At 57.4% G+C, this 21,163-nt stretch carries 21 protein-coding genes and 2 tRNA genes; 16 read left to right on the top strand and 7 right to left on the bottom strand.

Features of this window, described 5'->3' with window-relative positions:
- Nucleotides 1–58: 58 nt before the first annotated feature.
- Nucleotides 59–655, bottom strand: a complete 597-nt coding sequence (gene purN, locus OS190_RS08525) for a phosphoribosylglycinamide formyltransferase (RefSeq protein WP_267158229.1) — start codon at nucleotides 653–655, stop codon at nucleotides 59–61.
- Entirely contained in the window at nucleotides 652–1,692 is a 1,041-nt protein-coding gene (gene purM / locus OS190_RS08520) for a phosphoribosylformylglycinamidine cyclo-ligase (protein ID WP_267158228.1), read from the bottom strand. The genes purN and purM overlap by 4 nt, the downstream gene beginning before the upstream one ends.
- Before the next feature lie 178 nt (nucleotides 1,693–1,870).
- Here purM and OS190_RS08515 point away from each other — a divergent pair.
- A tRNA-Ile gene (locus OS190_RS08515) sits at nucleotides 1,871–1,947 on the top strand.
- A gap of 640 nt (nucleotides 1,948–2,587) precedes the next feature.
- Here OS190_RS08515 and OS190_RS08510 read toward each other — a convergent pair.
- Together OS190_RS08510 and OS190_RS08505 are read right to left on the bottom strand one after the other, a co-directional pair.
- Nucleotides 2,588–3,037, bottom strand: coding sequence for a DUF4442 domain-containing protein (locus OS190_RS08510; RefSeq protein ID WP_267158227.1), 450 nt, complete (start codon nucleotides 3,035–3,037; stop codon nucleotides 2,588–2,590).
- 86 nt (nucleotides 3,038–3,123) lie between these two features.
- The gene (locus OS190_RS08505; RefSeq protein ID WP_267158226.1) at nucleotides 3,124–4,449 is read right to left on the bottom strand and encodes an ATP-binding protein; all 1,326 of its coding nucleotides are present in this window, start codon (nucleotides 4,447–4,449) and stop codon (nucleotides 3,124–3,126) included.
- A gap of 60 nt (nucleotides 4,450–4,509) precedes the next feature.
- Here OS190_RS08505 and OS190_RS08500 point away from each other — a divergent pair, with 60 nt between their 5' ends.
- The 5 genes from OS190_RS08500 to OS190_RS08480 all read left to right on the top strand — a co-directional run bounded on the left by OS190_RS08500 (nucleotide 4,510) and on the right by OS190_RS08480 (nucleotide 7,229).
- On the top strand, nucleotides 4,510–5,427 hold the full coding sequence (locus tag OS190_RS08500; protein WP_267158225.1) for an MBL fold metallo-hydrolase: 918 nt from the start codon (nucleotides 4,510–4,512) through the stop codon (nucleotides 5,425–5,427).
- A 75-nt stretch (nucleotides 5,428–5,502) separates the two neighbouring features.
- A tRNA-Asn gene (locus OS190_RS08495) sits at nucleotides 5,503–5,577 on the top strand.
- A 95-nt stretch (nucleotides 5,578–5,672) separates the two neighbouring features.
- Entirely contained in the window at nucleotides 5,673–6,614 is a 942-nt protein-coding gene (locus tag OS190_RS08490; RefSeq protein ID WP_267158224.1) for an aldose epimerase family protein, read from the top strand.
- 108 nt (nucleotides 6,615–6,722) lie between these two features.
- The gene (locus tag OS190_RS08485; RefSeq protein ID WP_267158223.1) at nucleotides 6,723–6,848 is read left to right on the top strand and encodes a hypothetical protein; all 126 of its coding nucleotides are present in this window, start codon (nucleotides 6,723–6,725) and stop codon (nucleotides 6,846–6,848) included.
- Nucleotides 6,849–6,902: 54 nt separating this feature from the next.
- A complete protein-coding gene (locus tag OS190_RS08480) occupies nucleotides 6,903–7,229 on the top strand; it encodes a TfoX/Sxy family DNA transformation protein (protein ID WP_267158222.1) in 327 nt (108 codons plus the stop codon).
- 68 nt (nucleotides 7,230–7,297) lie between these two features.
- On the opposite strand, the gene ndk is transcribed toward OS190_RS08480, so the two are convergent.
- Entirely contained in the window at nucleotides 7,298–7,720 is a 423-nt protein-coding gene (ndk, locus tag OS190_RS08475) for a nucleoside-diphosphate kinase (protein WP_267158221.1), read from the bottom strand.
- 104 nt (nucleotides 7,721–7,824) lie between these two features.
- Here ndk and OS190_RS08470 point away from each other — a divergent pair, with 104 nt between their 5' ends.
- The 3 genes from OS190_RS08470 (at nucleotide 7,825) to OS190_RS08460 (ending at nucleotide 11,071) form a co-directional block, all read left to right on the top strand.
- Complete coding sequence (locus tag OS190_RS08470; RefSeq protein WP_267158220.1) at nucleotides 7,825–9,684, top strand: ABC-F family ATP-binding cassette domain-containing protein; 1,860 nt, start codon at nucleotides 7,825–7,827, stop codon at nucleotides 9,682–9,684.
- Between the two features lie 119 nt (nucleotides 9,685–9,803).
- Nucleotides 9,804–10,436 (top strand): MarC family protein, encoded by a 633-nt coding sequence (locus OS190_RS08465; RefSeq protein ID WP_267158219.1) that lies wholly within the window; start codon nucleotides 9,804–9,806, stop codon nucleotides 10,434–10,436.
- Between the two features lie 53 nt (nucleotides 10,437–10,489).
- On the top strand, nucleotides 10,490–11,071 hold the full coding sequence (locus OS190_RS08460; RefSeq protein ID WP_267158218.1) for a retropepsin-like aspartic protease family protein: 582 nt from the start codon (nucleotides 10,490–10,492) through the stop codon (nucleotides 11,069–11,071).
- 14 nt (nucleotides 11,072–11,085) lie between these two features.
- Here OS190_RS08460 and OS190_RS08455 read toward each other — a convergent pair whose 3' ends face one another.
- Nucleotides 11,086–11,544 carry a DNA polymerase III subunit chi gene (locus tag OS190_RS08455; RefSeq protein ID WP_267158217.1) on the bottom strand — a complete coding sequence of 153 codons (459 nt, stop codon included), beginning with the start codon at nucleotides 11,542–11,544 and terminating at the stop codon, nucleotides 11,086–11,088.
- 5 nt (nucleotides 11,545–11,549) lie between these two features.
- Nucleotides 11,550–13,022 carry a leucyl aminopeptidase gene (locus tag OS190_RS08450; RefSeq protein WP_267158216.1) on the bottom strand — a complete coding sequence of 491 codons (1,473 nt, stop codon included), beginning with the start codon at nucleotides 13,020–13,022 and terminating at the stop codon, nucleotides 11,550–11,552.
- Between the two features lie 137 nt (nucleotides 13,023–13,159).
- Here OS190_RS08450 and lptF point away from each other — a divergent pair, with 137 nt between their 5' ends.
- From lptF to OS190_RS08415, 7 genes are read left to right on the top strand one after another with little or no spacing between them, the layout of a single operon-like run.
- Nucleotides 13,160–14,287, top strand: coding sequence for an LPS export ABC transporter permease LptF (gene lptF / locus OS190_RS08445; protein ID WP_267158215.1), 1,128 nt, complete (start codon nucleotides 13,160–13,162; stop codon nucleotides 14,285–14,287).
- Complete coding sequence (lptG, locus tag OS190_RS08440) at nucleotides 14,287–15,384, top strand: LPS export ABC transporter permease LptG (RefSeq protein ID WP_267158214.1); 1,098 nt, start codon at nucleotides 14,287–14,289, stop codon at nucleotides 15,382–15,384. The genes lptF and lptG overlap by 1 nt, the downstream gene beginning before the upstream one ends.
- Nucleotides 15,384–17,537: an LPS-assembly protein LptD gene (locus OS190_RS08435; protein ID WP_267158213.1), complete on the top strand. Its 2,154-nt coding sequence runs from the start codon at nucleotides 15,384–15,386 to the stop codon at nucleotides 17,535–17,537. Before lptG ends, OS190_RS08435 begins: the two co-directional genes overlap by 1 nt.
- A 5-nt stretch (nucleotides 17,538–17,542) precedes the next feature.
- Complete coding sequence (locus OS190_RS08430; protein ID WP_267158212.1) at nucleotides 17,543–18,766, top strand: peptidylprolyl isomerase; 1,224 nt, start codon at nucleotides 17,543–17,545, stop codon at nucleotides 18,764–18,766.
- Nucleotides 18,763–19,737, top strand: a complete 975-nt coding sequence (gene pdxA, locus OS190_RS08425; RefSeq protein ID WP_416237379.1) for a 4-hydroxythreonine-4-phosphate dehydrogenase PdxA — start codon at nucleotides 18,763–18,765, stop codon at nucleotides 19,735–19,737. The genes OS190_RS08430 and pdxA overlap by 4 nt, the downstream gene beginning before the upstream one ends.
- A complete protein-coding gene (rsmA, locus tag OS190_RS08420) occupies nucleotides 19,734–20,576 on the top strand; it encodes a 16S rRNA (adenine(1518)-N(6)/adenine(1519)-N(6))-dimethyltransferase RsmA (protein WP_267158210.1) in 843 nt (280 codons plus the stop codon). Before pdxA ends, rsmA begins: the two co-directional genes overlap by 4 nt.
- A complete protein-coding gene (locus OS190_RS08415) occupies nucleotides 20,573–21,157 on the top strand; it encodes a hypothetical protein (RefSeq protein ID WP_267158209.1) in 585 nt (194 codons plus the stop codon). The genes rsmA and OS190_RS08415 overlap by 4 nt, the downstream gene beginning before the upstream one ends.
- Nucleotides 21,158–21,163 lie beyond the last annotated feature (6 nt).

The following is a 21,163-nucleotide window of genomic DNA, read 5'->3' as shown; positions in this document are numbered from 1 at the left end:
CGAAGAAAGGGTGGTGCAGATCGCCCAACAGCTACAGCACGAACCGGGAATTGACCAGTCAACCTGTCAACATCACTGGCCTGCGATCCCCATCGGCAAAACGGCGTAAAACGGCAGGGTACAGTTTATGCTCAAGCACCAAAACCCGCTCTGCCAGCGACTGTGCTGAGTCATCCACCGCAACAGACAAGACAGCTTGGCCAAGGATCGGACCATCATCCAGCGCCGCCGTGACCTCGTGCACGGTGCAACCATGTTGCGCATCGCCTTCATCCAGTACACGGCGATGCGTATGCAACCCTTTATATTTCGGTAACAATGAGGGATGAATGTTGATCATTTTTCCCGCCCACTGATCGGTAAACCCGGCCGTCAGTTTCCGCATGAATCCGGCAAGGCAGATGATGTCTGGCTGATGCGGCGTTAGGGCCGCGCTTATTGCGGTTTCAAACTGCACCCTGTCGCCGGCAAACGGACGATGGTCCACCACTTCTGTCGCGATACCCTGCTCTCTTGCCCAAGCGATCCCACCGGCTTCCGCCTGATTTGAAAGCACAACACAGGGTCGCGCCGGGTGATCGCCCTGCATGTCCTCGACCAGTGCACGCATGTTTGAACCGCCACCAGAAAGGAAGATCGCAACCCGCTTTGTCAAAGCAGAGCACCCGTATAATGCACGCCTGCGCCTTTGATGATCCGGCCCATTTCAAACGCCACGTGTCCGTCACTGGCAAAAGCTTCCTTGGCATCAGAGACCTTGTCCTGCGGTACGACGGCAACCATGCCAACACCGGTATTAAAGGTCTTGAGCATCTCAGCTTCGGAAATTCCGCCAGTTTGGGACAACCATTTGAAAACAGGTGGTAAAGTCCAGGTCTCCAGATCGATTTTCGCCCCCAGCCCTTCGGGCAGCACACGCGGAAGGTTCTCGGTCAAGCCGCCACCCGTAATATGCGCAAGCGCTTGCAAGCAATCGCGGCGCAAGGCTGCAACAGCCCCCTTGACGTAAAGCCGCGTCGGTGTCAGCAACGCCGCTCCCAAGGTCTCCTCATTCCAGGGTGAGCGATCCTCCCAGCCAAGGCCTGAAATCTCGACAATCTTACGCACCAGCGAATAGCCGTTGGAATGCACACCGTCACTGGGCAAACCCAACAAGATGTCACCCTCGGCCACCCCGCGTGGCAGCTCCGCACCGCGCTCCATCGCGCCGACGGAAAAACCTGCAAGATCAAAATCGCCTGCGTGATACATGCCGGGCATCTCAGCAGTTTCACCTCCGATCAAAGCGCAGCCGGACGCTTCGCAACCCGCGGCGATGCCTTCGATGATACGGGTCGCCTGATCCAGCTCCAGCTTGCCCGTTGCAAAATAATCCAGAAAAAACAATGGCTCTGCACCTTGACACACCAAATCGTTCACACACATGGCAACCAGATCAACGCCGATGCCGTCAACATTTCCTGTATCAATAGCAATACGCAGTTTGGTGCCAACACCATCCGTCGCCGCCACCAGAATCGGATCGACAAACCCTGCTGCTTTCAGGTCGAACAATGCACCAAATCCACCAAGACCCGCCATCGTGCCCGGCCGCTGGGTACGTTTGGCCGCAGGTTTGATCCGTTCAACCAACGCATTGCCAGCGTCGATATCCACGCCCGCATCCGCATAGGTGATACCGTTTTTTGTCATGCTCAATCCCCAGTTTCCAGACAATGTCGCTGCGATACCCGATCAACCCGACCCAAGCAACCACTGCCATCACCGGATTCACGCCGCCTGTCCTGCGATGGGTCTTTGCAAACCGGAACGCCGAACCCACGCAAGGTCTTGACGAATGTTTCATCGCGGCTTACCCAACGCCCGTGGTGGGCCTGTAGCTCAACTGGTTAGAGCAGAGCGCTCATAACGCTTTGGTTGCGGGTTCAAGTCCTGCCGGGCCTACCAAGCCTTTCAGTATCTTAGCTGGAACCGTCGAATTACCAAAAAGTTCATTGAACCACTGAATGACTATGGGACCGACTTCTGGCGGATCTGGCCGCGAATCCGCCTAGATCTTCGCGACATATGCCCAAAGGTATTTTCACATTTATCCCTGCCAATGGGCTGTCGGTTGAATTCGTGAAAATTGCCCTCAAGGCCCGGTCGGCTGCAAGCAGGTGGGCGAAATTTCAATACGCCCCAAGGTCGGCCTTTCACCATAAAAGAGTTGAACATCGCGGGTATCACGGCCCCCAACAGACATGCGCGCTAAGCAGTGTTTTCGGGCATGGCCAATCGCCTGACGCTACCCTTTCCACGCCCAATCGGCGCATCGAGCAGCTATGCCTCACATGTGAAATGGGTTGATCACAGTGGTCACGCATCAGTTTCCTTTACCACGGAATCGATTGTTCCGTAACGACCGTGGAAGGCAGCGCCCAGTGGTCCTGGGCTGAACAGGCGAAAACCCCAACCAACGCGCATGTTCCAACCATTAACAAGCAACAAAACCGATGGGGCGGAAAACCATGTCAGGTTCGTTCAAGGCTGACGTACATAGCAGTCTCCGACGCGCTGCCTTGGTCTTGGATAAGATGCGCCTGGCTTATCTTACCGCGCTCACATACCAGTTCACGGTCATCTCGACGACGGTGTCGCCGCTGGCGTCTTGGATCTCGACGCTGACATCGAATGTCACCTTGCCATCATCCGCAATCGCAGCCATCAGCGCCGCGCCTTCTCGGGAGGTTTTGGCATGGGCTGTCAGCCTGCCCTTGGCAACTTTCTTGAATGCGATACTGGCCACCGCAGCCACCGGACGCATCTGCAGGATGACTGGTGCCAATGCCCCTGCCATGGCTGCCCCTGATGCCGCTTCTCCCAGCGTGAACATCGCGCCTGCATGCATTGAATTGATATGATTGGACACCTCTTCTCGTTGATCCAGCTCTGCGCTGGCAACGCCATCACCAAGCTCCAGCAACTTGACCCCCACATGGCTGGCAAACGGTACAGCGCTGTCAAGGTTGGTTTTGATCATTTCATAGGGTGTCATGGGAGTCTCCGGCTTGGGGTCTGGCAACTGTGATCAAGATCTGGCCGCGCTGCAATCCTTCCGCTGGGTCGCCAAGTTGCAAAAACCTATCGCGCGATGACAATATCCGCCTTCAAACCGCCCAGACGCTGCGATTCCCCCAAACGTAGAACACCTCCGTGCGCCCGTGCGATGTCTGTCGCAATGGCCAGCCCCAAACCAACACCACCGCCCTTGTCCTGATTGCGTGCAGGATCAAGCCGGGTAAAGGGGCGTGCTGCCTCGGCGCGGCGGTCCTCGGGAATACCGGGACCATCGTCTTCGACACGAATTCGCAAAGTCTTGTCGGTCAACATGACAGAGACCTCGGCCCGGGCACCGTAGCGCACTGCATTGGAAATCAGGTTGTCGACTGCACGCCGGATCGCGACGCGGCGCAGCATCACCGTACCTGTGCCGTCGCCCTCAGCCGGCAACAAACTCACATCACGTCCGCCACGCTGTGCCTCATTCACTATCTCGGTGACAAGATCGAACGGCACGACGGCCTCTGGCGTGCCCTCGGCAGCACCTTTGGCAAAATCAAGAAATTCATCCAGCATCCGTTGCATGTCATCCACATCCTGCAACAATGGTGTGGCCTCATCATCGTCCAACATCGACAGGCTTAGCCGCATCCGCGTAAGCGGTGTGCGCAGGTCATGGCTGACCCCCGACAACATCAGGGTGCGCTGTTCGATCTGGCGTTCGATCCGGTTGCGCATGTCCACAAAGGCCGCCCCCGCGCTGCGCACTTCAACCGCACCGGCGGGTGAATAGGGCACATGGCGTCCACGCCCGAAGGCCTCGGACGCAAGAGCCAGCCGCTTGATCGGGCGCAACTGATTACGCAAATAAACAAAAGCGATGAACGTCATCAATGCACCAAAGAAAATCGTATAGACAAAAAGCTGGTGCGGATTGCTCGCGGAGATGCGTCGTCGGTCGAATCGGATTTCCATTGCCCCCTTCGGCGACGCCACAAATACCTTTACCAGGCTGCCATTTGTCAGATCGACCGCCTGGAACCCCGCAAGCATATTCTTGAAGCGTTGTGCAATAACGCGCCCTGAATAATCGTACCACAACATCCTATTCCCAGGTGGCAAGTCTGACGCTCCAACAGGAAAAACCCCGATTTCAAGCGCTTCGAGCCGTTCTGATACCTGCCTTGAGACTGCCGAGCGGCTGGGGGCCTTTTCAATCTCCTCTTGCACCAGAACAAGCTCACGCAGCACCGTATCGGCCATCTGATGTGTCACGCCTTCGAAATGACGCTGCGCAAAAAGCACCGTGACCACCAATTGAATGATCACCACCGGCAAAAGCAGGATCAATGCGGCCCGCCCGTAAATACCGCGCGGCATATAGTGTTTGAGCCAGAGGAACGACATGGGATAGACCTTAGCCAGCGTCACCGCCCTATGAAAGGCCATTCCCGATGAAACTCTGCCATGCAGCCTCCTGACGACTTTAATCCTCCGGTCGGTGTTCCCGAACTGCTGGAACCAGGTCTGCGTCGAATCCTGGCTCCCAACCCCTCACCGATGACCTATCGTGGCACCAATACCTATCTTCTGGGGTCAGGTGGCCTTGCCGTTATTGATCCCGGCCCGCTGAGTGACGCGCATCTGCAGGCGATCCTTGACGCGGTCCAGCCCCCCCAGCGGATCACCCATATCATCGTCACCCATACCCACCTTGACCATTCGCCCCTGGCACGTCCACTGGCCAAGGCCAGTGGCGCCCCTGTCCTGGCCTTTGGTGAGGCCACGGCCGGCCGCTCCGAGGTCATGCAAACCCTCGCTGCCGGCGGATTGCTGGGTGGCGGCGAAGGCATCGATGCTGAATTCACGCCCGATCAAACACTCGGTGATTGTGAAATATTACGGGGTGACGGCTGGCAGCTCGAAGCGCTGCACACCCCCGGCCACATCGGCAATCATTTGTCACTGGCCTGGGGGGACGCCTGTTTTACGGCGGATCACGTGATGGGTTGGGCATCATCGCTGGTTTCTCCCCCCGATGGCGATCTGACCGATTTCATGGCCTCATGTATGCGACTGGCAACACGACAATGGCGTGTCTTTTACCCCGGTCACGGCGCGCAGGTCGATGACCCCGCTGCCCGTCTCGACTGGTTGGTTGCACATCGGTTGAACCGCGAATCCGCGATCCTAAAAGCATTGTCCGCCGGCCCTGCCACCGCCCAGACCATTGCCAAACTGGTCTATGCCGACACCCCCGCTGCCCTGCTTGCTGCCGCAACCCGTAACGTACTCGCACATCTTGTTGATCTTAATGGTAAATCCAAAGTCCAACCGCTTGGTTCGTTGCATGCCGAAGCAGAATTCCAACTAAAGTCCGTCTAGAGGACAAAAATTCTGACATTCAGACCAAATCCCTCTGGACGCGCCAGAATCTCACTGCTATATCGCCCAGACCGTTCCGACGTAGCTCAGCGGTAGAGCAGTTGACTGTTAATCAATTGGTCGTAGGTTCGATCCCTACCGTCGGAGCCATAAGTTTCAAGGGCTTAGCATGCAAATGCTAGGCCCTTTGCTTTTCCTGTATCGCCGACTTGATCAAACCCGCAATGCGCGCCACGATGGGTTCGATGTCTTTCACCCTTACCTCTGACAGCCTGACGGTCCGTATCCTGTCCAAAGGGGCCAGGCTCGTGGCGTTGCATATGCGCGGGCTGGATCGCAGTCTCGTGCTGGCCGTAAAGAATGACGCGCAAATGCCTGATTATGCAGGTGCAATTGTGGGGCCAGTGGCCAATCGCATCTCCAAAGGTCTGATGCCGGTCGACGGCACAGTTTACCAAATGCCATTGAACGAAGAAGGCCGTGCCTGCCTTCATTCCGGTGCTGACGGGTTGCACGCCCGCGATTGGGAAGAGGTTGATCACGGTGCGACGCACCTGTGTTTGCGTGCGGTATTGGCAGATGGTGAACAAGGCCTTCCCGGTCTGCGCAGGATCACCGCACGTTACAGCCTGGACGCCCAATGCCTCCGCCTGGAGATCACGGCACAATCCGACCAGCCCACGCCGATGAATATTGCCCATCACCCCTACTGGAATCTGGGCGGCAAGGATGTTGCAGAACATCAACTGCATATTCCCGCCCAACTGTATTTGCCGACTGACGCCCACAATCTGCCCACCGGCCAGATTGCCTCTGTTTCAGGCAGCATGTTTGATTTTACCTCCGCCAAACCGGTACCCCTAAGCAGGGACCTGGACGTGAACTACTGCATCGACACCATCAAAGATGGTCCTTCGCGCCTCTGTGCCACCCTCACAGGCCCGAACGGGACCAGGCTAAGGGTGATGTCAAACGCCCCGGGGATACAGGTGTATGCGGGTGGCTTTCTGCCTCACTGGCCCGGCGCTCTGCAAGATGGTACAGACCTGCGACCATTTGCTGGTCTCGCGCTTGAACCCCAGTTCTGGCCCGACGCCCCGCGACATCCAACTTTCCCTTCAATCATTCTGCGGCCCGGCCAGATCTGGCGGCAAGTGACCAGTTATCACCTGACAGCGCCGGCCTGATTGCCACATTGCCGCCATAATTTTGCCGCTCTGACGGCACTCTTTTCTGCAAGGCATTGATTTACAGGCTGGTCATTCCCTGTCCGGCCCCCTTTCAGGAGCAGCCAGATGGCACGCCGTGACACTTCCGATGACAAACCACCCCCTCAACCTGCACCCGCCGCACCCAGTGCCCAGGCGCAAGGTCCCGAAGCAGCACCCAAGCCCGTATTTACCGACTACGCCAGTCTCTGACTGAATCCGGCATTCCGGGATGACAGCCCTCGCGGCGCGAAGTAATATCAGGTCATGACAACGCCTGTCTCGTCAATCCGCAACCTTGGTCCCGCCTTCGAGGCCAATTGCACAGCAGCCGGCATTCATAGTGCCGAAGCATTGCGTGCCTTGGGGCCGGATGCAGCATATGCCAAGCTCTTGACCGCTGGCGTCGCCCCCCACTTCATTGGTTATTACGTCCTGGTCATGGCGCTTCAGGGCCGCCCGTGGAATGATTGCAAGGGTGCTGAAAAAGCTGCTTTGCGCAAAAGATTCGACGCGCTTAAGGCTGCGCACCACCCGCCGCAAAAAACCTCATTGGACAAATTTCTTGACGAAATCGGCCTGAACAAACCCTGATCCGCGCCCATAAAAAAGGCCGCATCGCTGCGGCCTCTTCCAAACATCGCTGAGACAGGACAGCAGGCTTAGCCCACCAACTCCAGACCAGAAAAGAAATAGGCGATCTCTTCTGCTGCAGTCTCTGGCGCATCTGAGCCATGAACTGAATTCTCGCCAACGCTTTGTGCGAATTCGGCGCGGATCGTGCCGGCTGCGGCATCTGCGGGGTTTGTGGCACCCATCACTTCGCGATTCTTGGCAATGGCGTTTTCACCTTCCAGAACCTGTGCAACGATGGGCGCAGAGGCCATGAATTCACACAGTTCGCCGTAAAACGGACGCTCTGCGTGAACTTTATAGAACTCGCCGGCCTGTGCCATGGTCAGATGGATACGCTTGGATGCGACAACGCGCAGACCTGCATCTTCGAATTTCTTGACGATTGCGCCGGTCAGGTTGCGCTTGGTTGCATCGGGTTTGATGATCGAGAATGTACGCTCAAGGGCCATGTGGCTTGCTCCTATGGGGGTTGATTTGGCCGCTCCCTAGCATGGTGATCCTCGCGTGAAAACCCGCGATTGACGCCCGCCTCGCATTGCGGCACACCCCGCCCATGTTACGCATCTCAGAAATCAACTATTCCGTCGAAGGCCGTCCTCTGTTCGAGGAAGCTTCCGCTGTCATTCCCGATGGTCACAAGGTGGGCCTTGTCGGACGTAATGGCGCGGGAAAAACCACGCTGTTCCGGATCATTCGTGGCGAATTGAGCCTTGATGCGGGGGAAATCACCCTGCCCTCACGCGCCAAGATCGGTGGCGTGGCACAGGAAGTTCCTTCTTCTGAAACTTCCCTGCTCGATACTGTGCTGCAAGCTGATACTGAACGCGCAGCCTTGTTGATCGAATCCGAGACCGCGACTGATCCGGGCCGCATCGCCGACATACAGGCCCGCCTGTCGGACATTGATGCATGGTCCGCCGAAGGGCGCGCCTCGTCGATCCTCAAAGGCCTTGGTTTTGACGCTGAAGACCAACTCATGCCCTGCTCTTCATTTTCGGGCGGCTGGCGCATGCGCGTCGCGCTCGCCGGAGTGCTTTTTGCCCAGCCTGATCTCTTGTTGCTGGATGAACCGACAAACTACCTTGACCTTGAAGGCGCGCTCTGGCTCGAGGCATATCTTGCCAAATATCCCCATACAGTCATCATCATCAGCCACGACCGCGGATTGCTCAACCGTGCAGTCAACGGCATCCTGCATCTGGAAGACCGCAAGCTGACCTTCTACCAGGGTCCTTATGACCAATTCGCCCGCCAACGCGCCGAACAACGCGCGGTTCAGGCCGCGATGGCCAAGAAACAACAGCAGCGCCGCGATCACATGCAAAGTTTTGTGGACCGCTTCAAGGCCAAGGCGTCCAAGGCCAAACAGGCGCAATCCCGCCTTAAGATGATCGAAAAGATGGACATGATCGCCTCGCCGGAGCAGGCGGCCAAACGCGTCTTCACCTTTCCCGAGCCCGAAGAGCTTTCACCGCCCATCATCTCGATCGAAAACGGCTCGGTCGGCTATCTCGAAGGCACGCCCGTCCTCTCCCGCCTCAATCTTCGCATCGATCAGGATGATCGCATCGCCCTTTTGGGGCGCAATGGTCAGGGCAAATCAACCCTCTCCAAACTCCTTTCCGACCGCCTCATATTGATGGACGGCAAGGCTGTAAAAGCCAATAAATTGCGCATCGGTTTCTTCGCCCAGCATCAGGTCGAGGAGTTGATTGTCGAGGAAACCCCGCTGCAACATATGATCGCCGCCCGACCCGGGGTGTTACAGTCAAAACTGCGTGCCCAACTGGCCGGTTTTGGCCTTGGCCCGGATCAGGCCGAAACCGAAGTGGGCCGACTGTCAGGGGGCCAGAAAGCCCGCCTGTCCCTGCTGCTTGCCACGCTCGACGCGCCGCATCTGCTGATCCTTGATGAGCCGACAAACCACCTCGACATCGAATCCCGCGAAGCCCTGGTCGAAGCGCTCACGCAATATTCCGGTGCGGTGATCCTTGTCAGCCACGACATGCACCTATTGTCGATGGTTGCCGACCGCCTGTGGCTGGTGTCGAACGGCACTGTCACCCCTTACGAAGACGACCTGGAATCCTATCGTAAGCTGTTGTTGGCGCCGGCAAAACCGGTCAGCAAGAACGCAAGGACCAAAGAGAAACCCAAGGAAAAACGCGCCAGCCGCGACGAAGTCCTCGCCCTGCGCGCCGAAGTGCGCAAAGCCGAAGCGCGCATGACCAAAATCAATGACATGCGCGACAAGCTGGCCAAAAAACTCGCCGATCCTGCCCTTTACGAAGATACCAAAAATGGCGAACTTGATGTATGGAACAAGAAATACGCCGAGGTCATGCAGGCACTGGAACGCGCTGAAACTCTCTGGATGCAGGCCCAGGAAAAACTCGAAAAGGCGACAGGCTGACATCCCTCATTTCTTACCTCGGCTCCTTCTGGCCTTAAGATCCTCGGGAATTCATCTTTGATGATGGGGCGCTGTCCCAAATAATGTAACGGGCGCGGCCCACAATCGGTTTTGGACAGATGACACTCGATACCGCCTATATGATCACCGCCCTTGTCACGATGTTTGTCGTGATCGATCCGATCGCCATCTTCCCGTTGTTTCTGGCCCTCACCCCGGGCTATACGCCGACAGAACGCCGGCGCATCGCCATTCGTGCGGTTTGCGTCGCCGCACTGATCCTCGCACTTTTTGCCCTGTTCGGCAAAGCCGTCCTCGGGTTTGTCGGCATCTCCATGCCCTCCTTTCGCATCGCCGGCGGCATCCTGCTTTTCCTTACCGCGCTCGACATGCTGTTTGACCGTCGTGCAAAACGGCGTGAGGACCGCACTGAAGAAGAGGACACCGACGACCCTTCCGTCTTTCCCTTGGCCATTCCATTGATTGCAGGTCCGGGATCCATTGCCTCGATCATCCTGTTGATCGCTGAAAAGCCCGGCGGCCAGGGTCTTGTCACCGTGCTTGCCATCACCGCATTCGTATTGGTTAGCATGTTGTTGACCTTGATGGTCAGCAGTTACCTTGACCGCATCATCAGCAAGACCGGCATCAATGTGATCACCCGTATCCTCGGCATGTTGCTTGCCGCGCTGGCGGTTCAATTTGTCCTTGATGGTTTGGCTGCCTATGGCTTTGGCCCGACAACGGGCTGACATCCGGCCCGTGCCATCCTATATATATCCCATAGGGTGAAACAGGGGCTGCCATGACAAATCTCGACACCGGAAACTTGATCTATCTGATTGTTTTGCTTGCCATGGTTGCAGGTTGGTTTTTCATGCAATCCCGTGAGGGTCTGAATAAAACACTGCAATATGCAGCCGTTTGGGCGATGATCTTTGTCGGTGCCGCCGCTGCGGTGGGCCTGTGGCAGGACATCAGCCGCGATGCGCGCCGGTCGCAAATCAGCTATTCAGATACGGATCAGATCATCGTGCCCCGGGCCCGTGACGGTCATTATTACCTTTCTGCCGAGGTCAACGGCACCAGCATCCGCTTTGTCGTCGACACCGGTGCCACAGACATGGTGCTCACCCAGTCTGACGCAAAACGGGCGGGAATAGATCCAGGCGATCTTGCCTATTTGGGTCGCGCCAATACTGCCAATGGCGAAGTTCGCACCGCATTCGTGCGCCTCGATTCCGTACAACTCGGCAGCGTCAGCGATCACGATGTGCCCGCTGTGGTAAACGAAGGTCAGATGGAACAATCACTCTTGGGTATGGGTTACCTGCAGCGTTGGGGCCGAATCGAGATCGCTGGTGGCGAGTTGATCCTGACCCGTTGATCATGGTCCGTGTCTCAGGTCTCTGCCTTTTTCTCCCATCGTCCAGAGTTTTCGGACCAATACTGCGCCCGGACACCCGCATCTTTCAGTGACTTCCATTGTCCCCTTGCCCGGTTCAAAGCACGATCATCATTGCCGTCAAAGATGATGCATACGCGCTCCATCGCTTCAACCTCCGTCGCCGTGACCTCAGCACCGGCAACCGACATCACGCAATGCGCCTCTTTCGTGAGGGCCAAATCCGTGGTCAGCAAAACCGGCTGGTCACTGTCATGGTCGCCCCCCGCCATGGCGTGTGGCAGAAATGCGTCTTCCGGTCCGAGCCACAGGGCATTGTCCAACGCCCTGAGCCCTGACTCTTCGGTCCCTCGCACCACAACACGCCAGTCGTTGGCCAGAGATTTCTCAAGCAACATTCGCAGGGTTTCAGCCAGCGAGCGCTGTGTCAGGTGATAGAAAAAGACCGCGCCCATCAGGCCTATCCTTTCTCGAACCGCTCACGCACCAGACGGTTCAAGGCAGCGACACCCCATCCCGTAGCCCCTGCGGGTGCCAGTGTCGTTTCGGATTTGACCGATGCAACCCCTGCAATATCCAGATGAATCCAGGGCGTTTCCTCTTTGACAAAACGCTTCAGGAACTGCGCTGCGGTCACTGACCCGGCCGCACGACCGCCGATGTTCTTCATATCCGCAATCCGGCTTTTGAGCAGGGTATCATACCCTCGTCCCATCGGCATTCGCCATGCACCTTCCCCCTCTGCCTGCGCCGCCTTGAGAAAGGCATTACACAGGGCATCATCGTTGGAAAAAACACCGGCGTTCTCATGGCCCAGCCCGACGACAATCGCACCTGTCAGGGTTGCCAGGTCAATCATGGCCGCAGGCTTGAACCTTTCCTGTGCATACCACATCACGTCACAGAGCACCAAACGCCCCTCAGCATCCGTATTGATCACCTCGACTGTGTCGCCCTTCATCGAGGTGACAACATCTCCGGGCCGCACAGCATTCCCCGAAGGCATGTTTTCAACAAGCCCGACAAGCCCGACGACATTGGCCTTGGCGGCACGCAACGCCAGACTGCGCATCACCCCGGCCACAACACCGGCACCGCCCATGTCCATCGTCATATCTTCCATGCCTGCGCCGGGCTTGAGACTGATACCACCGGTATCAAAAACCACACCCTTACCAACCAACGCCAACGGGGCCTCGTCCTTTGCGCCACCATTCCATTCCATGACTACCACCTTGGACGGGCTTTCTGATCCCTGACCAACGCATAAAAGCGTTCTCATGCCTAACTTTACAAGCTGATCCTCATCTAACACTTCAACTTTCAGGCCCAGATCCTGCATCGCCGAGAGCTGATCCGCAAATGCCGTGGTCGTCAGCACATTCGCCGGTGCATTTGTGAGATCGCGGGTCATGAATGCCCCTTCGGCGATTGCCATCAACGGGGCTGCGGCGGCCTCGGCCTCATCAGGTTTTTTGCACATCGTGACGACAGCGCCCTTGCGCTCATTGGCATCGGTCTTGTGATCATCAAATCCGTAGTCACGCATTGCCAGACCGAAGCAGACCTCGGCGACATACTTCATATTTGCCGCCAGCAACAACAGATCCGACTGGCCGCGAAGTTTTGCCAGACCGGCGCCCGCCTTGCGCGCCGCAAGGGCATCAGTGCGGCGCGGCAGGTGAACAATGTCTACGGCCTCTGCCACCATGCCCACAGGAAAGGTCAGTGTGGCGACGTCACCGGGTTTCGATTTGGCGAATTTCTGCCCAGCCAGCAACCGCTGCACCGCCCCTTTCGTCAGCTTGTTAACCCGGCGCGCACCTGCATCCAAAGGTCCGTCAGGAGCCAGAAAAATAGCGACACGCCCTTCTTGTGCGGCGATTTTTTCAATGTCAGTGGCGGCGAAGGTGATAGGAGTCAGAGCGGTCATGTTGTGTGCCTTTGTGCTGAAATTCCACAAGATCTAGCGCCTTGGGACTTCCTTGGCCAGTTAGCAGTTTTCCCCGGCCATATTTTGCTTTAGACATTGCTGTAAAATAGCCCGAACAGGCACCTTGGGGGACATGAGTGGCACGATTAGACCGCTATATGCTGTCACAGCTTTTGCTGCTGTTTGGCTTCTTTGCGCTTGTTCTGGTGGCGCTGTTCTGGATCAACCGGGCCGTCATCCTGTTTGACCGGCTGATTGGTGACGGGCAATCTGCCCTGGTCTTTCTGGAATTCACCGCCCTCGGCCTGCCCAAACTCATCACGACTGTCCTGCCCATCGCTACCTTTGCAGGAGCAGTATATGTCACCAATCGTATGTCTTCTGAATCAGAACTTACCGTGCTGCAATCCACAGGTTCCAGCCCTTGGCGACTGGCGCGCCCCGTCTTGGTCTTCGGGCTATGTGTTGCCGTCATGATGAGTATACTCACCCATTTTCTTGTCCCTATGGCGCAATCCCAACTGACCCAACGCGAAAACGAAATTTCCCAGAACATTACCGCCAGCCTGCTGCGCGAGGGGCGATTCCTGCATCCGACACAGAATGTCACCTTCTACACCCGCGCCATCGATACGGATGGTGTGCTACGCGATGTTTTTCTATCGGACCGGCGTGATCCGGCCGAAGGCGTAATCTATACCGCTGCCGAAGCCTATCTTGTCCGCAATGGCTCAGGAACAACTTTGATCATGGTGGATGGTCTGGCACAGCGGCTGAACAAAGCCGACACGCGGCTTGCCACGGCCAAATTTCGCGATTTCTCCTTTGATATTTCCGGATTGGTGAACCAAAGCAGCAATAGCACGCTGTCAACCAACAATCTGATCTCAACCTATCTGCTGCGGGACTGGGAGGACGTTGCTGCGCGCACCGGCGACAGCCAAGGCGTGATTGCCGAAGAACTTCATGCGCGGTTTGCCCAGCCATTGTTTTGCATCGTGGCTGCCCTGGTCGGCTATGCCACATTGCTGCTTGGCGGGTTCTCACGGTTCGGGGTCTGGCGAGAGATTGCCATTGCCTTTGCCTTGCTGATTGCGATCGACGGCATCCGGGGATCGTTGGTGGACAGCGTCAGAAATGACGCAACCAACTGGCCCTTGTTGTATGTGCCATCGCTGGTCGGTGGAGTGCTGGTCATTGCAATGTTGTGGCATGTGGCCAACCCCGGCTGGTTGGTCCGCCTACGCCGACGAAAGATCGCGTAATGATCCTGCACCTGTATTTCGCACGTCGTTTTGCCATGACTTTCCTGATGATCATGGCTGTTTTGTTCGCTTTGGTCATGTTGATCGATGGGGTTGATCAGGCGCGCAGATTTGGCGGACTGGATCTGGGTTGGCCCCGGATCCTGCAGCTCACCTTTCTGAATGCGCCCCAGACCATCAACCTGATCCTACCCCTGATTGTAATCCTGGCGACAATCACCCTCTTCATCTCTCTGGCGCGATCTTCGGAACTGGTGGTCACCCGTGCTGCCGGACGGTCTGCGATGCGGGCACTGATTGCGCCTGTGGTCGTCGCCTTGCTGATCGGCATCATGGCCGTCGGCATGCTGAACCCGATTGTTGCAGCCACCGGCAACCGGTATTTGCAACTTTCCGAAAGCTATCGCGCCGGTGGGGCCTCTGCCCTGTCGATCAGCGACGAAGGTCTGTGGTTGCGTCAGGGCACGGCGCAGGGCCAAACCGTGATCCGGGCCTGGCGCTCAAATTCAGATGCATCGGTGCTCTTTGACGTGACTTTCATCTCCTATGATTCCGAAAACGGACCGGTGCGCCGGATCGAGGCAGGCAGCGCCGCGCTTCAAGAGGGCGCATGGTCATTGCGCAATGCGAAATCATGGCCGCTTTCTCCCGGTGTGAATTCCGAGGCAAAGGCCGAAAAATTCGAGACCCTCATTATTCCTTCTTCGCTGACACTGGAGCGGATTCGCGAAAGCATTGGCAAACCTGCAGCTGTTTCGATTTACGATTTGCCCACTTTTATCCGGCAATTGGAGCAATCCGGATTCTCGGCACGGCGTCATCAGGTCTGGTTGCAAACTGAGTTTGCGCGGCCTTTGTTCCTGATGGCGATGGTATTGGTTGCCAGTGCCTTTACCATGCGCCACACGCGCTTTGGCGGAACCGGAGTGGCGGTGTTGACGGCCGTGCTGTTGGGCTTTGGACTGTATTTCATTCGCAGTTTCGCCCAGATTTTGGGCGAGAACGGACAGATTCCCGTACTGCTTGCCGCTTGGGCACCCCCTGTTGCCGCTGTTCTGCTGGCTATTGGTCTCTTGCTGCATGTGGAGGACGGCTAATGGTGCGTCTGCTTCTGCTGGTTGCTGCCCTGTTGATGCCCCGCCTCAGTCATGCGCAGGAAACCACCTCACATCAACAACCCGCCGTATTGATCGCGGACGAGGTTTTTATCACCAAAGACCGCAAGCTGGTCGCCCGCGGCAATGTTGAAGCCTTTCAAGGTACAGCCCGTCTGCAGGCAAAATCCATCCGATACGACCAAACCAACGGCAGTCTCACGATCGAAGGGCCGATCACCCTGACGGAAGGCAGCGAAACACTGATCTTTGCGGATGCAGCCGAACTGGACGCGGATATGCGCAACGGAATTCTGTCCGGCGCTCGGCTGATCCTCAACCGGCAATTGCAGATTGCCGCTGTGCAACTGGACCGTGTCGCAGGGCGCTATTCCCAATTGTCCAAAGCCTCGGTCACCTCCTGCAAAGTCTGTGAAGACGGCAGCCCGCCGCTTTGGCAAATCCGCGCAAAACGCGTGATCCATGACCAGTTGGAAGAACAGCTTTACTTTGACGAGGCCCAGTTTCGCATTCTGAACGTGCCGGTCCTGTATCTGCCACGGCTGCGCCTGCCCGGCCCCGAACTCGAACGGGCCACCGGCTTTCTGGTGCCGTCGATCCGCACTACTTCGCAATTGGGGACAGGGCTCAAGGTGCCCTATTTCATCAAATTGGGCGAACACCGCGATCTGACCTTGACGCCCTATCTTTCCAGCGTCACCCGCACTTTGGAATTCCGTTATCGTCAGGCCTACCGCAAGGGACGCATCACATTTAACGGCGCATTCACCCGCGATGATCAGCAACCCGGATCAAATCGAGGCTATGTTTTTGGTGAAGGCCAGTTCGATCTCGCGCGCGACTATGAATTGGATTTTGACATCGAGGCCACCACGGATCGCGCCTATCTGAATGAATACGGTTATTTCCTGCAGGACCGGCTGGAAAGCCAGATCACGGTCGATCGTGCCCGTCGCGACGAATTTGTTCGCGCCAGCCTGTATAATTTTGAAAGTCTGCGCGCTGATGACATCAACGACAATTTGCCGACAGTCGTGCTGGACGGCGAATTCGAACGGCGTTTCTTTCCGAAAGCTCTGGGCGGCGAACTGCGTCTCGGCATCAAGGCCCATGCCCATCGACGCAATTCGGACAGCGATGTGGACGGCCCCGATGCCGATCTGGTAACGGACGGGCGCGACGTCGCGCGACTGCACGGCGAAGCGGATTGGCGACGCCGCTTTACCTGGAAAAGCGGATTGGTCGCAGATCTACAGGGCGGGGTCAGCTTTAACTTTTTTGACATCACTCAAGATGCCTCCTTCGCGCAGAACCATTCGGAAATCGTGCCCAATGCGGCTCTGACATTCAGCTATCCAATGGTGCGGCGCGACAGCGGCGGCATCACACAAATCCTGCAACCAGTTGCCCAGATCGGCTGGACCGGTGGTCGCCGTCTTGACGTGCCGAACGACGAAAGCACGCGTGTAGAATTTGACGAAGGCAATCTTTTGTCCTTGTCACGCTTTCCGCGCCCGGACCGTCGCGAACGCAGTACCGTCGGTGCCGTGGGGCTGAACTGGTCTCGGATCAACCCGCAGGGCTGGGACAGCCATATCTCGGTCGGTCAGGTCTTTCGAAGCGATGCCGATGCCGATTTTTCGACTTCCACGGGTTTGAACGGCGTGTCCTCAAACATCTTGCTGGCGGCACAGTTGATTACGCCCAACGGATTGTCCATCTCGGGCCGCAGCCTGTTTGACCGCGAATTCCGTTTTGCCAAAGCGGAGTTGCGCGGCAACTGGGGCTTTTCACGTGGATCGCTTGCAGGCAGCTATGTCTGGCTGGACGAAGACGCGGCAGAAGAACGTGACGAAGCGGTTTCGGAAATCCTTCTGGCGGGACGCTATGAGATCAGCAACCACTGGGAGGTCAGTGCCGACTGGCGATTCAACGTCGCAGACGACCGCGCCGCAACCGCTGGTATCGGCCTGAGTTACAACAACGAATGTGTAAAGATCGATCTGTCCGTTGCCCGCAGTTATTCTTCTTCCACGGCGGTTGAGCCTACTACCAATTTCGGGTTTAACGTCGGCCTAAGAGGTTTCGCAGCCTCGTCGGGCAGTAAAAATTATAGTCGCTCATGTCAAAGGTGATCCAGATGAAAATATCCGCCACACTTCGTCGGCTTGCCCTTTTGGGTGCGATGACCCTCGGGGCACAGATGGCGCAGGCGCAGAACCTGTTTGCGCCTGTTGCGCGTGTCAACGACATGGTTGTCACTGAATTCGAAGTTCAGCAGCGCCAGCGTTTCTTGCAGGTTCTGAATGCGCCGGGATCGGATCGCGACAGCGCTGTGCAAGGCCTGATTGATGACCGTCTGCGGGCGCAGGCGGTAACAGACAGCGGCATAGCACTGACCGAGGAAGGGTTGCAGGAGGGATTGGCAGAATTCGCCTCCCGCGCCAATCTAACGCTCGAAGAATTCACCCAGGCGCTTGAACAATCCGGCGTATCTCGTGAAACACTGCGCGACTTTGTGTCCAATTCCCTGGCATGGCGCGAATTGATCCGCGCGCGTTATGCACGCCAGTCCTCGGTTTCCGAAGACGAAATCAATCGCGCACTCGGCAACACCCGATCAACAGGATCCGGGATTCGGGTTCTATTGTCCGAGATCATCATTCCCGCGCCACCCCAGCGTGCAACGCAGGTTGCCGCCTTGGCGGAACGCATCGCACAATCGAAATCCGAAAGCGAATTTTCGCGTTTTGCCGGTCAATACTCCGCGACTGCGTCACGCGGCCGTGGCGGGCGGATGCCGTGGACACCTCTGGAAAAACTTCCTCCTGCGCTGCATCCGATATTGCTGGCGCTTGGTCCCGGCGAGGTGACCGCACCGCTACCGATCCCTAATGCCATCGCCCTGTTCCAATTGCGTGGAATAGAAGAAACCGGCGCACCTGCCAAAATCTATTCCGAAATCGAATACGCTGCCTATTACATGGCCGGTGGCCGCTCCGAAGCGACGCTGGCGCAGGCCGCCCGTCTGCGCACCCAGGTTGATACCTGTGACGATCTGTACGGGATTGCCAAAGACCAGCCAGAAGAAGTTCTGGACCGTGGCACCAAAGCTCCTGCTGAACTTCCACAAGACATTGCGATCGAATTGGCAAAACTTGATCCCGGTGAAGTATCAACGGCGTTGACCCGCTCCAACGGCGAAACGCTGGTATTCCTGATGCTGTGCAAACGCACTGCCCAAGCCAATGCCGAAGTCAGCCGCGAGGACGTCATCAGCACCCTGAGACAGCGCAAATTGCAAGGATTTGCCAACAATTACATGGAACAGTTACGTGCCGATGCGCGTATCTTGATGCAATGACAGGACGTATGCTGCCGGTTGTGATCTCCTGTGGAGAACCCGCTGGCATTGGTCCCGAAGTGGCGGCGGCAGCTTGGGCTGCGCTGGCGCAGGAAATACCTATGCTCTGGCTCGGTGACCCCCGCCACCTGCCTGCGGGCACACCTTACAAGGTGGTGGCAACACCGGCAGAGGCGACCTTGCCCAACGCCGAAGCATTACCCGTACTTGCGCATGATTTTGGATCAGCCAGTGTTGCCGGGACAGCCATGCCGGGGCATGCGCCCCATGTCGTCGAAATGATCGCAAAGGGTGTCGACCTTGTCCAAAGCGGCCTGGCCTCAGCCCTGTGTACCGCACCGATCAACAAAAAGGCGCTCAAGGACGGAACCGGTTTCGCCTACCCCGGCCATACCGAATACCTTGCCGCCCTTGCAGGTGTTCAGGACGCTGTGATGATGCTGGCATCCGAACAATTGCGGGTGGTCCCGGCAACCATCCACATTGCGCTGGATCAGGTGCCGCAGCAACTGACGCCAATTTTGCTCAGGCATGTGATTGAAACAACCGACAAGGGCTTGCGTGAACAGTTTGGCATTGCCGCGCCGCGCCTCGCAATCGCAGGACTGAACCCGCACGCAGGCGAAGGCGGCACGATGGGCATGCAGGAATGTGATTGGATCAACGATCTGGTTGAAAAAATGCGGGGCGAGGGTTTTGCCCTTGCCGGTCCCCTGCCTGCCGATACGATGTTTCACGCCGCTGCCCGCACCAGATATGACGCGGCAATTGCAATGTATCATGACCAGGCCCTTATTCCGATCAAGACCTTGGATTTTGACAAGGGCGTAAACGTGACATTGGGTTTGCCGTTTATCCGCACCTCACCCGATCATGGCACCGCATTTGACATCGCAGGACGCGGCCTTGCTAACCCTTCCAGCATGATTGAAGCCATCCGTCTGGCCCACAAGATGGCCGCCTCAAGATGAGCGCGATCGACTCCCTTCCGCCGCTGCGCGAGGTCATCGCGACACATGAATTATCTGCCCGCAAGTCGCTGGGGCAGAACTTCTTGCTGGATCTGAACTTGACGGCCAAGATTGCCCGCCAGGCCGGTGACCTTACAGGCTTTGATGTGCTTGAAATCGGCCCAGGGCCCGGGGGACTGACACGCGGGTTGCTGTCCGAAGGTGCCCGTCACGTCCTTGCCATTGAAAAGGACCCCCGCTGCCTCCCGGCATTGGCCGAAATCGGCAAAGCCTATCCTGACCGATTGACGGTGATACAGGGAGATGCACTTGAGATCGATCCATTGGCCCATCTTACGGCACCGATCCGCGTCGCCGCGAATTTGCCTTACAACGTTGGCACCGAGTTGCTGGTGCGTTGGCTCACGCCGCCCCTCTGGCCGCCCTTCTGGCAAAGCCTGACACTGATGTTTCAGCGCGAGGTGGCGGAAAGGATCGTCGCAACTCCTGGCTCAAAAACCTATGGCCGCCTCGCGATCCTTGCCCAGTGGCGGACTGACGCGCGCATTGTGTTAACCTTGCCGCCAGAGGCCTTCACGCCGCCGCCCAAGGTATCCTCGGCCGTGGTTCATCTCAGCGCCCTCAGCGCGCCGCGTTTCCCTGCCGATCCTGCAATCCTCAACCGCGTTGTTGCAGCCGGATTCAACCAAAGACGCAAGATGCTGCGGGCGTCGCTCAAGGGGATCGCCCCAGACATCGAAGACCGTCTGCGTGCCGCTGGTATCAAACCTACGGACCGTGCAGAACAAATTCCGCTAGAGGGGTTCTGTGCCCTGGCTCGGGAGGTGGCGCGCTCATGACCCGAATAGCATTGCTTCTGGCGCTGCTTTTACTGGCGGCCTGCGCTCCGAAACCACCTGCACCTGCCACGCCCAGGCAGATTACCGCGCTCGCCCTGGCCTTGCGCCAGATGTCACCCGACGTTGACCCCACAGAGGCGACGATCGCAGCGCGTTTGTCCTATGCGACCAGTCGGGAACTGGCGCGCGCCTATCACATCACCGACAGCCCCCTGATTCACAATGCAAAGGTCAACGCCGGTACACGGCCACGCGGCCTCTGCTACCATTGGGCTGAGGACATGCAGGCACGCCTCGAGGCAGAGGGTTTTCATACGCTCGACGTCACCCGTGCCATTGCCAATTCCGATGCCTTGTTCTTGATTGAACATTCCACCGCAGTCCTGACACCAAAAGGCGCAAAGATGGAAGACGGCGTGGTTATTGATCCTTGGCGCAAGGGCGGTACCTTGTTCTGGTCACCCGTGACAGAGGACAGGCGCTATGATTGGCTCCCCCGCGCGCAGGTGCTGCGCGACAAGGGACGGATCCATTACGTCCACCGGACCAAAGGATCTCTGGCAGCACCGCCCGCCGAATGAAACTCT

Origin of the sequence: Sulfitobacter sp. F26204 (genome assembly GCF_026410305.1) — a bacterium.
Lineage (GTDB): Bacteria > Pseudomonadota > Alphaproteobacteria > Rhodobacterales > Rhodobacteraceae > Sulfitobacter.
This window is presented reverse-complemented; position numbering and strand designations above follow the sequence as displayed.

Coding starts and splice junctions, on each gene's coding strand:
- purM (WP_267158228.1), bottom strand. CDS start 1,692: ATGACAAAAAACGGTATCACCTATGCGGATGCGGGCGTGGATATCGAC.
- OS190_RS08510 (WP_267158227.1), bottom strand. CDS start 3,037: ATGACACCCTATGAAATGATCAAAACCAACCTTGACAGCGCTGTACCG.
- OS190_RS08505 (WP_267158226.1), bottom strand. CDS start 4,449: ATGTCGTTCCTCTGGCTCAAACACTATATGCCGCGCGGTATTTACGGG.
- OS190_RS08500 (WP_267158225.1), top strand. CDS start 4,510: ATGCAGCCTCCTGACGACTTTAATCCTCCGGTCGGTGTTCCCGAACTG.
- OS190_RS08490 (WP_267158224.1), top strand. CDS start 5,673: ATGTCTTTCACCCTTACCTCTGACAGCCTGACGGTCCGTATCCTGTCC.
- OS190_RS08485 (WP_267158223.1), top strand. CDS start 6,723: ATGGCACGCCGTGACACTTCCGATGACAAACCACCCCCTCAACCTGCA.
- OS190_RS08480 (WP_267158222.1), top strand. CDS start 6,903: ATGACAACGCCTGTCTCGTCAATCCGCAACCTTGGTCCCGCCTTCGAG.
- ndk (WP_267158221.1), bottom strand. CDS start 7,720: ATGGCCCTTGAGCGTACATTCTCGATCATCAAACCCGATGCAACCAAG.
- OS190_RS08470 (WP_267158220.1), top strand. CDS start 7,825: ATGTTACGCATCTCAGAAATCAACTATTCCGTCGAAGGCCGTCCTCTG.
- OS190_RS08465 (WP_267158219.1), top strand. CDS start 9,804: ATGACACTCGATACCGCCTATATGATCACCGCCCTTGTCACGATGTTT.
- OS190_RS08460 (WP_267158218.1), top strand. CDS start 10,490: ATGACAAATCTCGACACCGGAAACTTGATCTATCTGATTGTTTTGCTT.
- OS190_RS08455 (WP_267158217.1), bottom strand. CDS start 11,544: ATGGGCGCGGTCTTTTTCTATCACCTGACACAGCGCTCGCTGGCTGAA.
- OS190_RS08450 (WP_267158216.1), bottom strand. CDS start 13,022: ATGACCGCTCTGACTCCTATCACCTTCGCCGCCACTGACATTGAAAAA.
- lptG (WP_267158214.1), top strand. CDS start 14,287: ATGATCCTGCACCTGTATTTCGCACGTCGTTTTGCCATGACTTTCCTG.
- OS190_RS08435 (WP_267158213.1), top strand. CDS start 15,384: ATGGTGCGTCTGCTTCTGCTGGTTGCTGCCCTGTTGATGCCCCGCCTC.
- OS190_RS08430 (WP_267158212.1), top strand. CDS start 17,543: ATGAAAATATCCGCCACACTTCGTCGGCTTGCCCTTTTGGGTGCGATG.
- pdxA (WP_416237379.1), top strand. CDS start 18,763: ATGACAGGACGTATGCTGCCGGTTGTGATCTCCTGTGGAGAACCCGCT.
- rsmA (WP_267158210.1), top strand. CDS start 19,734: ATGAGCGCGATCGACTCCCTTCCGCCGCTGCGCGAGGTCATCGCGACA.
- OS190_RS08415 (WP_267158209.1), top strand. CDS start 20,573: ATGACCCGAATAGCATTGCTTCTGGCGCTGCTTTTACTGGCGGCCTGC.